This window comes from Tepidimonas sp., assembly GCF_036824975.1.
Lineage (GTDB): Bacteria > Pseudomonadota > Gammaproteobacteria > Burkholderiales > Burkholderiaceae_C > Tepidimonas.
Map to the genome: position 1 here is coordinate 1 of NZ_DAISZC010000060.1, position 13441 is coordinate 13441.

Consider the following 13441-nt stretch of genomic DNA (forward strand, 5'->3'; position numbering starts at 1 on the left):
CCGGCGCCAGCTCGACTTCCTGGGTGCGCAGGGCCCGCTGTGCGTGCAGGGCTACTGTTTGGCCCGCCCTATGCCGTGGGAGAAGTTGGCGGCGTGGAAGGAGGCTTTCGACGGCCGCCCAACACTCGCCCATTGAACGCAGCAAGCCGGAGTGCCCTTGCGATTGGGCGCCCAGCCCGCCGGGCGTTACCGTACGCCAAACGAACCGCTGTCAGCGGTCTGCAAGGCCCAATCCACCCAGCACGAAGCCCGGCACGCGGCCGAGTTTTGCGGAACATAGAATGGCGGAGCGGACGGGGCTCGAACCCGCGACCCCCGGCGTGACAGGCCGGTATTCTGACCAACTGAACTACCGCTCCAATGGTGGCGACCCTACGGGGATTCGAACCCCGGTACTCACCGTGAAAGGGTGATGTCCTAGGCCTCTAGACGATAGGGTCGTCGACGCGAAAACGTTGGCGGAGCGGACGGGGCTCGAACCCGCGACCCCCGGCGTGACAGGCCGGTATTCTGACCAACTGAACTACCGCTCCAATGGTGGCGACCCTACGGGGATTCGAACCCCGGTACTCACCGTGAAAGGGTGATGTCCTAGGCCTCTAGACGATAGGGTCTGCATCCGTGGTGGAGGTAAGCGGGATCGAACCGCTGACCTCTTGCATGCCATGCAAGCGCTCTCCCAGCTGAGCTATACCCCCACGGAGTTTATGTTGCTACTCGCTGGCTAACACCCGCCGGGTATCGCCTCGTGCAGCAACGAGACTTGAATTATAGACACATTTCCGTCGCCTTTCGTGGACCGGCGCCAAAAATTTCCCTGCTCAGGCGCCTTGCAGGCGGGCCAATACGTCCTCGCGCCGGTGCAGCGCCAGCACGGCGTCGAGCGACGGCGTCTGCGGCGTACCCATCACCAACACACGCACCGGCATGGCCAGCTGAGGCATCTTCAGTCCGTGCGCGGCCAGTGTGGCCTTGACCGCCGCGTTGATCTCGGCGGCTTGCCACGGCACCTCGGCCAGCCGGGCGGCCAGCTCCCGCAGCGCCGGCCGCACGGCGACCGTCACGTGCTGCGCCAGGTCCTCGGCGCGCGGCGCGGCAGCCGTGTAGTACGGAAGGGCCCACTGCGCCAGCGCCACCGTGGTGTCGCAGCGGTCCTTGAACAGCCCGCAGATGGCGGGCAGCCGCTCATCCGACTGCACGCCGCGGCGTGCCAGCTGCTCGGCCACCAGCGGCGCCAGACACTCGTCCGGCGTCATCTTCAGGTGCTGGGCATTGACCCAGCGCAGCTTGGCCTCGTCGAACTGCGCGGCGCTGCGACCCAGATGGTCCAGGTCGAACCACTGCAGGAACTGCTCGCGTGTGAAGATCTCGTCATCGCCGTGGCTCCAGCCCAGGCGCGCCAGATAGTTGATCATCGCATCGGGCAGAAAGCCGGCGTCGCGGTACCAGGTGACCGGTTTGGCGCCGTGGCGCTTGCTCATCTTTTCGCCCTGCTCGTTGAGCACGGTGGGCAGGTGCGCGTACACCGGCGGCTCGTGCCCCAGCGCGCGGATGATGTTGATTTGGCGCGGCGTGTTGTTGACGTGGTCGTCGCCGCGGATGACGTGCGTGATGCGCATGTCGATGTCGTCCACCACCACGCAGAAGTTGTAGGTGGGCGTGCCGATGTCACCCACCGGCGCCTGACGGGCGATGACCAGATCGTCGAGTTCGTCGTTGCGGATCTCGATGCGACCCTTGACCTTGTCGTCCCACACCACGCTGCCGCTGGTCGGGTTGCGAAAGCGGATGACCGGCAGCACGCCCTCGGGCACCGGCGGCAGGGTCTTGCCCGGCTCCGGGCGCCAGGTGCCGTCGTAACGCGGCTTGAGCTTGGCGGCCATCTGGCGTTCGCGCAGGGCATCGAGCTCGGCCGGCGTCATGTAGCAGTGGTAAGCCAGGCCCACCTGCAGCATCTCGCCGATGACCTGCTTGTAGCGGTCCATGCGCTGCATCTGATAGTACGGCCCCTCGTCGGGGGTCATGCCGAGCCACTGCATGGCCTCCAGGATCACGTCCACCGCCGCCTGCGTGGAGCGCTCCTGGTCCGTGTCTTCGATGCGCAGGATGAAGTCGCCGCCGTGGGCGCGGGCAAACGCCCACGGGTACAGCGCCGAGCGGATATTGCCGAGGTGGATGAAGCCCGTCGGCGACGGGGCAAAACGGGTGCGGATTCGCGTGGTCATGTTGGTTATCGTAAACGGCTCGGGGCCTCGGCAGTCGGCGCACCCCGGCGCCGCGATCCGGCCACAACGGACCAGGTGTCTGTGCGCCCGAGGCGCGGTGGGGGCCGACACCGGGGGCGGGTCGGCGCGCCGTGGTCGGTGTCAGGTCAGCGCATCCAGTCCGCGCGCCAAATCGGCGGTGATGTCGTCGATATGTTCCAGCCCGACCGACACTCGGATGAGGCCTTGGGAGATCCCGGCGGCCTGACGCTGCGCCTCGGTCAGACGGCCGTGCGAGGTGCTGGCCGGGTGCGAGCACAGCGTCTTGGTGTCGCCCAGGTTGGTGGACAGAGACAGGGTGCGCAGCGCATCGAGCACCGCAAACGCCCGTGCACGCCCATGCTCGGGGCCATCGGCGCGCACTTCAAAGGCAACGATGGCCCCACCGCAACCGGACTGCTGGCGCATGGCCAGCGCATGCTGCGGATGGCTACTCAGGCCCGGATAGAACACGCGCGCCACCGCCGGGTGCGCCTGCAGCCAGTGCGCCAGCCGCAGCGCCGTGGCGCTTTGCGCCTGCAGGCGCAGATGCAGCGTCTCCAACCCCTTGAGCACCACCCAGGCGTTGAAGGGCGCCAGCGTCATGCCCGCGCTGCGCAACACCGGCAAAAATGTTTCTTGCACCAGCGCCTGCTTGGCGCACAGCGCACCGGCCATCACCCGACCCTGCCCGTCCAGAAACTTGGTGCCGGAGTGCACCACGATGTCGGCCCCGAAGGCCACCGGGCGCTGCAGCGCGGGCGTCGCAAAACAGTTGTCCACAGCCAGCAGCGCCCCCGCGTGGTGCGCAATGTCGGCCAGCGCCGCGATGTCGCACACCTCGGTCAGCGGATTAGTGGGGGTTTCGGCCAGCAACAGGCGCGTGGTGGGTCGGATGGCGACACGCCAGGCATCGACGTCGGTTTGCGGCACGAAGGTGGAGGCGACACCGAACTTGGCCAGGTCGGTACCGATCAGGCGGATGGTAGCCCCGAACATCGACTGCGAGCACACCACGTGGTCACCCGCTTTGAGCAGGCCCAGACACAGCATCAAGATCGCGGCCATGCCCGAGCTGGTGGCAATCGCCGCCTCGGTGCCTTCCAGCGCGGCCAAGCGCTGCTCAAAGCTGCTGGTGGTGGGGTTGCCGTAGCGGGCGTAGGTGTAGCCCTCCTCGTCGCCGGCAAAGCGCGCTGCCGCCGCCTCGGCGCTGGGCTGCACGAAGCCGCTGGTCAGAAACAGCGCCTCGGCGTTTTCGCCGTACGGGGTGCGTGGCACCGCCACCCGCACCGCGGCCGTCTCAGGGCGCCAGTGTGGCGGCAGGCCGCCATCGCCTACGGGCGGTTGGGCAGCTCTAGCCAACTCCGGGTAACCCTCAGTGCCGCCAACGGGCACCTTGGCCGCCCTCAGCGCAACGGTTTCGTCGGCCAAGCGCTCACCGCGCGGCGTGGGGATCGTCGCCCGAGATGACAACGCGTCGGGCATGCCTCAGCCCTCCTGCGCGTTGGGCAGCGTCAAGCGGCTCGCACCGCCCCCCTCGTCGTCCGCGCCCTCGGCGCCAGCGGCCACCTGCCGCGGGACATTCATCGCCGCCACCGACTCGGGCGTCACATCCCCGGTGATGTAGACGCCGTCGAAGCACGACGCTTCGAACCCACACAGCGCCGGGTTGAGCACTGCAACCGCGCGCTTCATCGCATCGACGTCCTGGTAGATCAGCGCGTCACAGCCGATGATCTGTCGCACTTCCTCAACTGTGCGGCCATGGGCCACCAGTTCGGCCTGGGTGGGCATGTCGATGCCGTAGACGTTGGGGTAGCGCACCGGCGGCGCAGCGCTGGCCAGATAGACCTTGCGTGCCCCGGCTTCACGCGCCATCTGCACGATCTCCCGGCTGGTGGTGCCACGCACGATGGAGTCATCGACCAGCAGCACGTTGCGACCGGCAAATTCGCTGGCGATGACGTTGAGTTTCTGGCGCACCGACTTCTTGCGCACCGCCTGCCCCGGCATGATGAAGGTGCGGCCCACGTAGCGGTTCTTGACGAAGCCCTCGCGATAGGGCCGCCCAATCAGACGCGCCACCTCCATCGCTGCCGGTCGACTGGACTCGGGGATCGGGATGACGGCGTCGATCTGATCCGGCGGCACGGTCGAAATGACACGCGTGGCCAGCGCCTGCCCCATGTTGAGGCGCGCCTGATACACCGAGATGCCGTCGATGACCGAATCCGGCCGCGCCAGATACACGAATTCAAAGATACAGGGGTGATGCCTGGGAGCGTCGGCGCACTGCTGCGCCACCACCTGCCCGTCAAACGAGATAAACACCGCCTCGCCGGGCGCGACGTCGCGCTCGAAGCGGTGCCCCGTGCCTTCCAGCGCCACCGACTCACTGGCCACCATCACCGTGCCGTCGGGTCCACACCCGATGCACAGCGGGCGGATGCCGTAGGGATCGCGAAACGCCAGCATCCCATATCCGGCGATCAGCGCCACCACCGCGTAGGAGCCGCGCACGCGGCGGTGCACCGCCGACACCGCCGCAAACAGGTCGGCCACACGCAGCGTGGTGTCGCGCGTGGTGCGCTCCAGTTCGTGCGCCAGCACATTCAGCAGCACCTCGGTGTCGCTATCGGTGTTGATGTGGCGGTGATCGAGCCGGAACAACTCCTCTTTGAGCACCGCCGCATTGGTCAGGTTGCCATTGTGCGCCAGCGCAATGCCAAATGGCGCGTTGACATAGAACGGCTGCGCCTCCTCCTCGCTGGCGGCGTTGCCCGCAGTGGGATAGCGCACCTGGCCCAGGCCGCTGTCACCGGGCAGGGCGCGCATGTTGCGCGTGCGAAAGACGTCGCGCACCATGCCCTTGGCCTTGTGCATGAAAAATTTGTGCCCGGCGTGGGTGACGATGCCGGCCGCGTCTTGCCCGCGGTGCTGCAACAGCAGCAGCGCGTCGTAAATCAGTTGATTGACCGGCTGGTTACTGACCACGCCGACGATGCCACACATGTCGTTGTCCTTGTCTGTTCACGGTAAAACCTGCGTCACCTGCAGCGGCGCCAGCTGCCTGACGAGTTGCAGACCCTGCTCCAGCCAACGCGCCCCATGGGCGTGCTGCCACAGCGGGTGGTCGGCCCACGGCGTCCATTGCAGCACGGCGGCCAGCGCCAGCAGCAACGCCACGCCGCGCAGGGCGCCGAACAGGCCGCCCAGGGCCCGGTCGATGGGGCGCAGACCCACCGCCTGCGCACCGCGCTGGGCAGCCCAGGCCAACCAGCCCCCCGCAAAGACGGTCAGCACGAACAGCGCGGCAAACGCGAGCAGCCAACGCCACGTCGGGCCCCAGTCGGCCAGCGGCAGCCACTGCGCCAGCGGCGCCGCCCACTGCCGCGCCACGAAATACGCCGCCACCCATGCCAGCAGCGCCAGCACCTCGTACAGCAGGCCGCGCCACAGGCCCAACACCACCGAAGCCGCCAGCACGCACAGCAGGGCGACATCCACCGGCGCCATCGGTTGCCCTCACAGCGTCAGGATGGCCACTGGCAAGCCCAGCGCCTTGACCTTTTCGGCCACCCGCTCGGCCTCGGCCCGCGAATCGAATGGCCCCACGCGCACCCGGATGCGTTTGCCCTGCGGTGTCTCGGCCACGTGGGTGTAGGTCTTTAGCCCCGCCCGCTCCAGGCGCTGGCGCACCTCCTGCGCACGCGCTGCCTCGGCATAGGCCCCCACCTGCACGATCACGCGCGTCTTAGCAGCGTCCGATTGGGCCGCCTCCGCCGCTCGCGTGTCACCGGTCGCTGCCCCGACGGCGGCAGCCCCCGTCGTCCGCGTGGCCGCTGGCACCGCAGGGGCAGCCACTGCGCCAGCACCCGCCGCAGGGGATAGGGCCTCGGCGGCGGACGCGGCCGGTGCCGCTGTCGCGGCGCCCTCTGCAACGCGGGGGGAGGTCGTCTGCTGCACAGCGGCGCTGCCGACGGCTGCCGCGCCGCCGCTGCTGGCACCCGCGGGTGCCGACTCCGTCGCACCGGGACGCGGTGCGGCCACCGCCACGGATCCAGGCGGCGCGACGGCCGCCTTCGGTGACCCCAGCGGCGGCACGGCATCGCGCGCCGGAATCTCGATCACGATGTCGCTGGGCAGAGGACGCGGTTCGGACTCGAGCAACGCGGGCAGACCGATGACAGCCGCCAGCACCAGCACCGCCGCGCCGATGAGCCGTCGGCGGGCTTGGCGCCGCAGCGCCTCGACCGTCGGAGGCACATCGCGCGCGGCCCCGGCGGATGGGGACGACGAGCCGGAACCGGAGCGAAGTGCAAACATGCGTCAGCCCTGCAGGTGCTTGGCGCCCAGGCGCGGCAACCCGTGTTGCAGCACGCCACCGACGGTGTAAAAGGAACCACAGACCACGATTCTACCAGCGGGGTCGGCGGCAGCCACCGCCGCCTGCAGCGCCTGCGACGGCGTGGCATGGCAGTGCGCCCGCGCATCGCGGCGCGCCGTCAGCCCCTGCCACAGCTGGCACAGCGCGTCCGCCGGGGCGGCACGCGCTGTGGGCAGATCGCAAAAATGCCACCCGTCCACCAGCGCATCCAAGCGCTGCAACATCGGCGCCAGATCTTTGTCCGCCATCGCCCCGAAGACCATTTGTGTCTGCGGATAAAACCCCATCGCGTCCAGACTTTCGGCCAGCGCCGCCACCGCGTGCGGGTTGTGCGCGACATCCAGCACCAGCACCGGCTGACCGGGCACGATCTGGAACCGCCCCGGCCACTGCACCAGCGCCAGCCCCTGCCGCACCGCCTGCGCCGACACCGGCAGCCGCGCGTGCATGGCCTCCACCACCGCCAGCACCCCGCTGGCGTTGATGAGCTGGTTCGCTCCCCGCAGCGCCGGATGGGCCAGCCCAGGGTAACGCCGTGCCCGCCCTTGCCAGTGCCACTGCTGGCGGTCGCTCCCGAAGCGGAAGTCCCGCCCCGCCAGCCACAGATCGGCGTCAATCTCGCGCGCCCGTGCCAGCACACTGTGCGGCGGCGCCGGATCGGACACCACCGCCGGGCGGCCCGTGCGCAGGATGCCGGCTTTTTCGTAACCGATGGCCTCGCGGTCCGGACCGAGATACTCCTGGTGGTCGAGGTCGATGCTGGTGATGACGGCGCAGTCGGCATCCCACACATTGACCGCGTCCAGCCGCCCACCCATGCCCACCTCCAGGATCAGCACATCGGGCTGCTGCGCCAGCAACGCATGCACCAGGGCCAGCGTGGTGAACTCGAAGTACGACAGCGCAACCGGCTCACCCGCCACACGCGCCGCCTCCACGGCGGCAAAGGATGGGGTCAGGTCCGTCGCCGCCATCGGCTCACCGTTGACACGGGCGCGCTCCTCAAAATGCACCAGGTGCGGCGACGTGTACAGCGCCGTGCGGTAGCCGCCCTGCCGATAGATCGACTCCAGCATGGCGCAGGTCGACCCTTTACCGTTGGTGCCGGCAACGGTGATGACCGGACAGCGCGGCCGCACGGACTCGCCCAGGCGCTGCGCCACCGCCTGCACACGCTGCAGCCCCAGCGCGATGCGCTGCCCGTGCAGCGCCTCCAAATAGGCCAGCCAGTCGGTCAGGGGAGATTGGGCCGAGGGGACAACCGAGGCGGCGTGCCCCAGCGCGGCGGCAGAAGCGAAGGACATGGCAATCAACCGGTACGATATGGCGGGTAAAACAACGCAGCGGAGACGGTACGCGACGCCCCGGCCAGCCGCCGCGCGTGTGCAGCGCGAGCCCGATTGTGCCAAGGCAGCAGACACCGTTGGGCGGGCGGGCCATGGGCGGCCAGTTCAGCACGCCGCTGACGCCGCATTTACGCGGCTGCCACCGCAACGACCGCGCAGCCCAGGGTCGACACCGTCCTGATTCGCCCTAAAACCGATCCGAACACCCACACGACCGCACTGTCACACCCCCATGTCTTGCTCCGCCCCGCACCTGCCACAGACCCCCGCCTGGCAACGCCTGCGGACCCTGGCGGCCGCCGGCATCCCCCACCTGCGCCAGCTGCTCGACGACGGACGCCGTACCGAACGGCTGCGCCTGCATGCCGCCGGCCTGACGCTGGACGCCTCCCATCAGGCCGTCACCGACGACGTGCTCGACGCGCTGTTGGCACTGGCACGAGAGAGCGGGGTGCGCGAGCAGGCCGCCGCGCTGGCACGCGGCGAGTGCGTCAACGCCACGGAAGGGCGCGCCGCCCTGCACGTGGCGCTGCGCTCGCCCGGCAACGCCACGGGACCGTGGAGTGCCGACATCGCCGCCACCGTGCATGCCGAGCGCGAGCGCTTTCTGGCCGCTGCCGAGCGCATTCGCGCGCAGCACTGGCTGGGCGCCACCGGTGAGCCCATCGCCGACGTCGTTAACCTGGGTATCGGCGGCTCGGACCTGGGACCGCGCATGGCGGCACAGGCGCTCGACCATCTGGCCGGGCCGCAGGTCCGGGTGCATTTCGTCTCCAATCCCGACGCCTGGGCACTGTACCGTGTGCTGCGCCGCAGCACCCCGGCGCGCACACTCTTCATCGTGCAAAGCAAGACGTTCACGACGCCCGAGACCCTGCAGATGGCGGCGTCGGCCCGGCGTTGGCTGGCCGATGGCGGCATCGCGGGCGACGCCCAGCGCGCGCACCTGATCGCGGTCACCGCCGCGCCCGACCGGGCCGCCGCCCAAGGCTATGCGCCCGAACACACCTTCCGCCTGTGGGACTGGGTCGGCGGCCGCTACTCGGTGTGGTCGGCCATCGGGTTGCCGCTGGCGGTGGCCATCGGCGCCGATGCGTTTCGCGCCTTTCTGGACGGAGCGCATGCGATGGATGGCCACTTCTGGAGCGCCCCGCCCGAGCGCAACCTGCCGCTGTGGCTGGCGCTGCTGGGGGTGTGGAACCGCAATTTCCTGGGCTGTCCGACACACCTGCTGGCCATCTACAGCAGCCGCCTGGCCACCTTCGCGCGCCACGTGCAGCAGCTCGACATGGAATCGAACGGCAAGTCGGTGCACACCGACGGCACCCCCTGCACCATCGACACCGGCCCCATCGTCTGGGGTGGCTCGGGCATCGACGGCCAGCACGCGTACTTCCAGCTGCTGCACCAGGGCCGGCACCGCGTCCCGGTGGACTTCATCGGAGTGCTGCAGGAGGACACCCCGCTGCCGCTGGCGGCCGACCACCACCGGCTGGTGCAGCAGAGTCTGCGCGCTCAGGCGCGTGCGCTGGCGCTGGGACGCGACGCCGCCGCCACCGCCGCCGAACTGCGCGCCGCGGGTCTGCCCGAGGTACAGGTGCAGGCACTTACCCCGCACCGCAGCTTCGCCGGCAATGTCCCCAGCAACATCCTGTGGCTGCCCGCGCTCACCCCCGGTGCACTGGGCGCGCTGCTGGCCGCCTACGAACACAAGGTGTTTTGCCAGGCCGTGCTGTGGCGTATCAACCCGTTCGACCAGTGGGGCGTGGAATTGGGCAAGGCCATGCTGCGCTCACTGCAATGTCAGGCCTCCTGACGCGCTAGACTGCGGGGTGGCGGATGCGGGGATACCTCCCGGCCGCTCGACACGTGCACCCCGGCAGGACTGCACCGCCTATTGCCCTGCCGCCCGGACCCCGGCATCGACCCCCACCACTGTTGATACCTACCGCGCATGGCCCCCTCTTCCGCTGTTGGCTCCCGAGACCCGAATAAGGACCAGCCGCTGATCGACGACATCCGGCTGCTGGGCCGACTGCTGGGCGACGTGATCCGCGAACACGAGGGTGAGGCCACCTTCGCGCTTATCGAAGACATTCGCCAGCTGTCGGTGGCCTATCGGCGGCAGGGCGACGCGCGCGCTGGTCGGCGTCTGGACACCCTGCTGGCGGGTCTGACCGACGACCAGGCGGTCAGTGTCATCCGAGCGTTTACCTTTTTTAGTCATCTGGCCAACTTGGCCGAAGACCGCCACCACGTACGCCGCCGCGCCGTGCACGAACGCGCGGGCCGGGTGCAAGAAGGCAGCTTGGCGCATTTGTGGCGGCGTCTGCAGGAGCGCGGCGTGGCCGCCGATGCGGTCGCCGAAATGTTGCAGCACGCGCACATCAGTCCGGTGCTCACCGCTCACCCCACCGAGGTGCAGCGCAAAAGTATCCAGGACGCCGAGCGCGACATCGCCCGGCTGCTGGCCGAGCGCGACGCGATCCGCCAGGCCGCCTGCGGCACCCCGTCCGAGCGCGATCCGGTGCTGGCGCGGCAACTGAATGCCTGCGAGGCCCTGATGCGCGCGCGCGTGACCCAGCTGTGGCACACCCGGCTGCTGCGCTTCACGCGGCTGACGGTGGCCGACGAAATCGAAAATGCGTTGGCCTACTACCCCGTGACCTTTCTGCCCGAGATTCCGCGCCTGTATGCCGAGCTGGAGGCGGCCTTGCCGCAGGCCAGCGTGCCACCGTTTCTGCGCATGGGCCACTGGATCGGCGGCGACCGCGATGGCAACCCCCACGTCAACGCCGACACGCTGCGGCTGGCGCTGCAGCGGCAAAGTGACGTGATTCTGCGCCACCTGCTGCGCGAGCTGCACGCGCTGGGGGCGGAGCTGTCGCTGTCGGCCATGCTGCTGCCCCCGCCGCCGGCGCTGCAGGCACTGGCCGAGCGCTCGCCCGACACCAACGCGCACCGGCAAGACGAACCCTACCGGCGCGCCCTGACCGGTATGTACGCCCGGCTGGCCGCCACGCTGCACGCGCTCACCGGTGGCGAGGCGGCGCGCCACGCGGTGGCCCCTCAGAACCCCTACGCCAGCGCCGACGAGCTGCTGGCCGATTTGCGGGTGCTGGACGCGGCCCTGGCCGCCCAGCGCTGCGAGGCACTGGCGCGGCCGCGCCTGAAGCCCCTCATCCGCACGGCGGAAGTATTTGGCTTTCACCTGGCCACCGTCGACCTGCGCCAAAGCTCCGACCAACACGAGCGCGCCGTCGCCGACCTGCTGGCGGCAGCCCGGGTGTGCCCCGATTACAGCGCGTTGGAGGAAGCGGACAAGCAGCGCGTCTTGCTGCAAGTACTCAACGACGTGCGGCCGCTGCGCCTGCCCCAACATGCCTACGACGCTCACACCGTCAGCGAGCTGGCCATTTTCGAGGCCGCGCGCGAGTTGCGCGAGCGCTTCGGTGCCGCCGCCATCCGCCACAGCATCATCAGCCACACCGAGGCCGTCAGCGACCTGCTGGAAGTGCTGGTGCTGCAAAAGGAAGCCGGCCTGTTGCGCGGCACGCTGGATCACGACGCCTGTGCCGACCTAATCGTGGTGCCGCTGTTCGAAACCATCGACGACCTGAAGCGCGCGCCGCGCATCATGGAGGACTATCTGACCCTGCCCGGCATCGCCGCCATGCTGGCGCGCGGCGGCCCCCTGCAGTACTGTGAACAGGAGGTGATGCTGGGCTACTCTGACAGCAACAAGGACGGCGGCATCGTCACCAGCAACTGGGCGCTGTACCGCGCCGAAGTCGCCCTGGCCGATCTGTTCGACCGCCTCTCGGCTCAGTGGGGCCGGCCACTGCCGCTGCGGCTGTTCCACGGCCGCGGTGGCACCGTCGGGCGCGGCGGCGGCCCCAGCTATCAGGCCATCTTGGCGCAGCCACCCGGCACCGTAAACGGTCAACTTCGCCTTACCGAGCAGGGTGAAGTGATCGCCTCCAAGTACGCCAATCCCGACATCGGTCGGCGCAATCTGGAAACCCTGGTGGCTGCCACGCTGGAGGCGACGCTTGCCCCGCCGGTGACGGCAGCACCGGCTGACTTCCTGGCGGCCGCCGAAGTCCTGTCGGCCGCCAGTCAGCAGGCTTATCGGCAACTGGTGTACGAGACGCCGGGGTTTGCCGACTATTTTTTTCACGGCACCCCCATCCGGGAGATCGCCGAACTCAACATTGGCTCACGCCCGGCGTCGCGCAAACCCAGCCAGCGCATCGAAGATCTGCGCGCCATTCCGTGGAGCTTCAGCTGGGGGCAGTGCCGCGCCACCTTGCCCGGCTGGTACGGCTTCGGCAGCGCGGTGGATGCACTGCTGGCCGAGCGCGGCGAGCGTGCCGGCACGCGCCTGCTGCGCCGCATGGCGCGCGAATGGCCCTTTTTTGCCACGTTGCTGTCCAACATCGACATGGTGATGGCCAAAAGCGACCTCTCGATTGCGCGCCGTTACGCAGCGCTGGTGCCCGATGCCCGCCTGCGACAGCGGGTTTTCGCAGCCATCGAAGCCGAGTGGCAACGCACACACGACGCGCTGACCCGCATCACCGGACACAGCCAGCGGCTGCGCAACAACCCGGCGCTGGCGCGCTCCATCGCGCACCGCTTTCCGTACATCGACCCCTTGCACCACCTGCAGGTCGAGCTGCTGCGCCGTTACCGCGCCGGCAACACCTCCGACAAGGTCAAGCGCGGCATCCACATCGCCATCAACGGGATCGCGGCGGGCTTGCGCAACACCGGCTGACCCGTGCGGACCACCCGCGGCGGCCTTCGCGCCGCTGGCCGTACGCGGCACGGGCGGCCCGCGCATGGGCCACGCCGCGCCTTGCGCTACCATGCCGGTCATGATCACGGTCTACGGTCTGCCGAACTGCGAAACGGTCAAAAAGGCGCGCGCCTGGCTGCAGGAACGCGGTGTCCCCCACGCCTTTCACGACTTCAGGAAACAGGGATTGCCGAATGAGCGACTCGATGCCTGGCTGGCAGCGCTGGGCTGGGAGGCGCTGCTCAACCGCCGCGGCACCACCTGGCGGCAACTCGACGAAGCCACCCGCGCCGCGGTTGGCGACGCCACCAGCGCCCGCACCCTGATGCTGGCGCGGCCCAGCGTCATCCGTCGCCCGGTGGTCGAGTGGAGCGACGCCGCCGTCAGCGTCGGCTTCGACCCGGCCGAGTGGTCGCAACGCCTGTGACCGCAGCCATCGGCAGCGCCCCGCCGTCTTCCCCACCAGGGGCCAACGCGCCTGCAGCAACGGCACGGGTCACAGAATGGGGCTGCTGGTGCAACGGCCCCAACGCCGATGGCGCCTCACCGCACGACGCGCCGACACCCCCTGCGGGGCAGCGACACGATCCTCCTACAATTGCCGCACCATGAACGCCATCACCGAAACCCTGTCCGGCGTGCTCGTCGCCACGCGCGCCAACGT

At 69.2% G+C, this 13441-nt stretch carries 9 protein-coding genes and 5 tRNA genes; 3 read left to right on the forward strand and 11 right to left on the reverse strand.

Annotation, left to right across the window (positions count from 1 at the left end; genetic code table 11):
• Positions 1–282: 282 nt before the first annotated feature.
• From V7Z54_RS07650 to folC, 11 genes are all read right to left on the reverse strand, one after another.
• Positions 283–359: transfer RNA gene (locus tag V7Z54_RS07650), tRNA-Asp, on the reverse strand.
• Between the two features lie 5 nt (positions 360–364).
• A tRNA-Glu gene (locus V7Z54_RS07655) sits at positions 365–440 on the reverse strand.
• A 16-nt stretch (positions 441–456) separates the two neighbouring features.
• Positions 457–533: transfer RNA gene (locus V7Z54_RS07660), tRNA-Asp, on the reverse strand.
• Positions 534–538: 5 nt separating this feature from the next.
• A tRNA-Glu gene (locus V7Z54_RS07665) sits at positions 539–614 on the reverse strand.
• 8 nt (positions 615–622) lie between these two features.
• Positions 623–698 (reverse strand) — tRNA-Ala (locus V7Z54_RS07670).
• A 123-nt stretch (positions 699–821) separates the two neighbouring features.
• Positions 822–2225 (reverse strand): glutamate--tRNA ligase, encoded by a 1404-nt coding sequence (gene gltX, locus V7Z54_RS07675; RefSeq protein ID WP_334135592.1) that lies wholly within the window; start codon positions 2223–2225, stop codon positions 822–824.
• 141 nt (positions 2226–2366) lie between these two features.
• Positions 2367–3728: an O-succinylhomoserine sulfhydrylase gene (locus V7Z54_RS07680; protein WP_334135594.1), complete on the reverse strand. Its 1362-nt coding sequence runs from the start codon at positions 3726–3728 to the stop codon at positions 2367–2369.
• 3 nt (positions 3729–3731) lie between these two features.
• The gene (gene purF / locus V7Z54_RS07685) at positions 3732–5255 is read right to left on the reverse strand and encodes an amidophosphoribosyltransferase (protein WP_334135595.1); all 1524 of its coding nucleotides are present in this window, start codon (positions 5253–5255) and stop codon (positions 3732–3734) included.
• Positions 5256–5273: 18 nt separating this feature from the next.
• A complete protein-coding gene (locus V7Z54_RS07690; protein WP_334135596.1) occupies positions 5274–5759 on the reverse strand; it encodes a CvpA family protein in 486 nt (161 codons plus the stop codon).
• Between the two features lie 9 nt (positions 5760–5768).
• Complete coding sequence (locus V7Z54_RS07695; protein WP_334135598.1) at positions 5769–6569, reverse strand: SPOR domain-containing protein; 801 nt, start codon at positions 6567–6569, stop codon at positions 5769–5771.
• Positions 6570–6572: 3 nt separating this feature from the next.
• Positions 6573–7934, reverse strand: coding sequence for a bifunctional tetrahydrofolate synthase/dihydrofolate synthase (folC, locus tag V7Z54_RS07700; RefSeq protein WP_334135600.1), 1362 nt, complete (start codon positions 7932–7934; stop codon positions 6573–6575).
• 274 nt (positions 7935–8208) lie between these two features.
• Between folC and pgi the strand changes: the two genes are divergently transcribed.
• The 3 genes from pgi (at position 8209) to V7Z54_RS07715 (ending at position 13204) form a co-directional block, all read left to right on the forward strand.
• A complete protein-coding gene (pgi, locus tag V7Z54_RS07705; protein WP_334135602.1) occupies positions 8209–9792 on the forward strand; it encodes a glucose-6-phosphate isomerase in 1584 nt (527 codons plus the stop codon).
• A gap of 138 nt (positions 9793–9930) precedes the next feature.
• A complete protein-coding gene (gene ppc, locus V7Z54_RS07710) occupies positions 9931–12756 on the forward strand; it encodes a phosphoenolpyruvate carboxylase (RefSeq protein WP_334135603.1) in 2826 nt (941 codons plus the stop codon).
• 100 nt (positions 12757–12856) lie between these two features.
• Complete coding sequence (locus V7Z54_RS07715; RefSeq protein WP_334135604.1) at positions 12857–13204, forward strand: ArsC family reductase; 348 nt, start codon at positions 12857–12859, stop codon at positions 13202–13204.
• Positions 13205–13441 lie beyond the last annotated feature (237 nt).

What these genes read in the sequence shown, in the direction of transcription:
- gltX (WP_334135592.1), bottom strand. Translation starts at nt 2,225, where the DNA reads ATGACCACGCGAATCCGCACCCGTTTTGCCCCGTCGCCGACGGGCTTC.
- pgi (WP_334135602.1), top strand. Translation starts at nt 8,209, where the DNA reads ATGTCTTGCTCCGCCCCGCACCTGCCACAGACCCCCGCCTGGCAACGC.
- V7Z54_RS07680 (WP_334135594.1), bottom strand. Translation starts at nt 3,728, where the DNA reads ATGCCCGACGCGTTGTCATCTCGGGCGACGATCCCCACGCCGCGCGGT.
- ppc (WP_334135603.1), top strand. Translation starts at nt 9,931, where the DNA reads ATGGCCCCCTCTTCCGCTGTTGGCTCCCGAGACCCGAATAAGGACCAG.
- V7Z54_RS07715 (WP_334135604.1), top strand. Translation starts at nt 12,857, where the DNA reads ATGATCACGGTCTACGGTCTGCCGAACTGCGAAACGGTCAAAAAGGCG.
- purF (WP_334135595.1), bottom strand. Translation starts at nt 5,255, where the DNA reads ATGTGTGGCATCGTCGGCGTGGTCAGTAACCAGCCGGTCAATCAACTG.
- folC (WP_334135600.1), bottom strand. Translation starts at nt 7,934, where the DNA reads ATGTCCTTCGCTTCTGCCGCCGCGCTGGGGCACGCCGCCTCGGTTGTC.
- V7Z54_RS07690 (WP_334135596.1), bottom strand. Translation starts at nt 5,759, where the DNA reads ATGGCGCCGGTGGATGTCGCCCTGCTGTGCGTGCTGGCGGCTTCGGTG.
- V7Z54_RS07695 (WP_334135598.1), bottom strand. Translation starts at nt 6,569, where the DNA reads ATGTTTGCACTTCGCTCCGGTTCCGGCTCGTCGTCCCCATCCGCCGGG.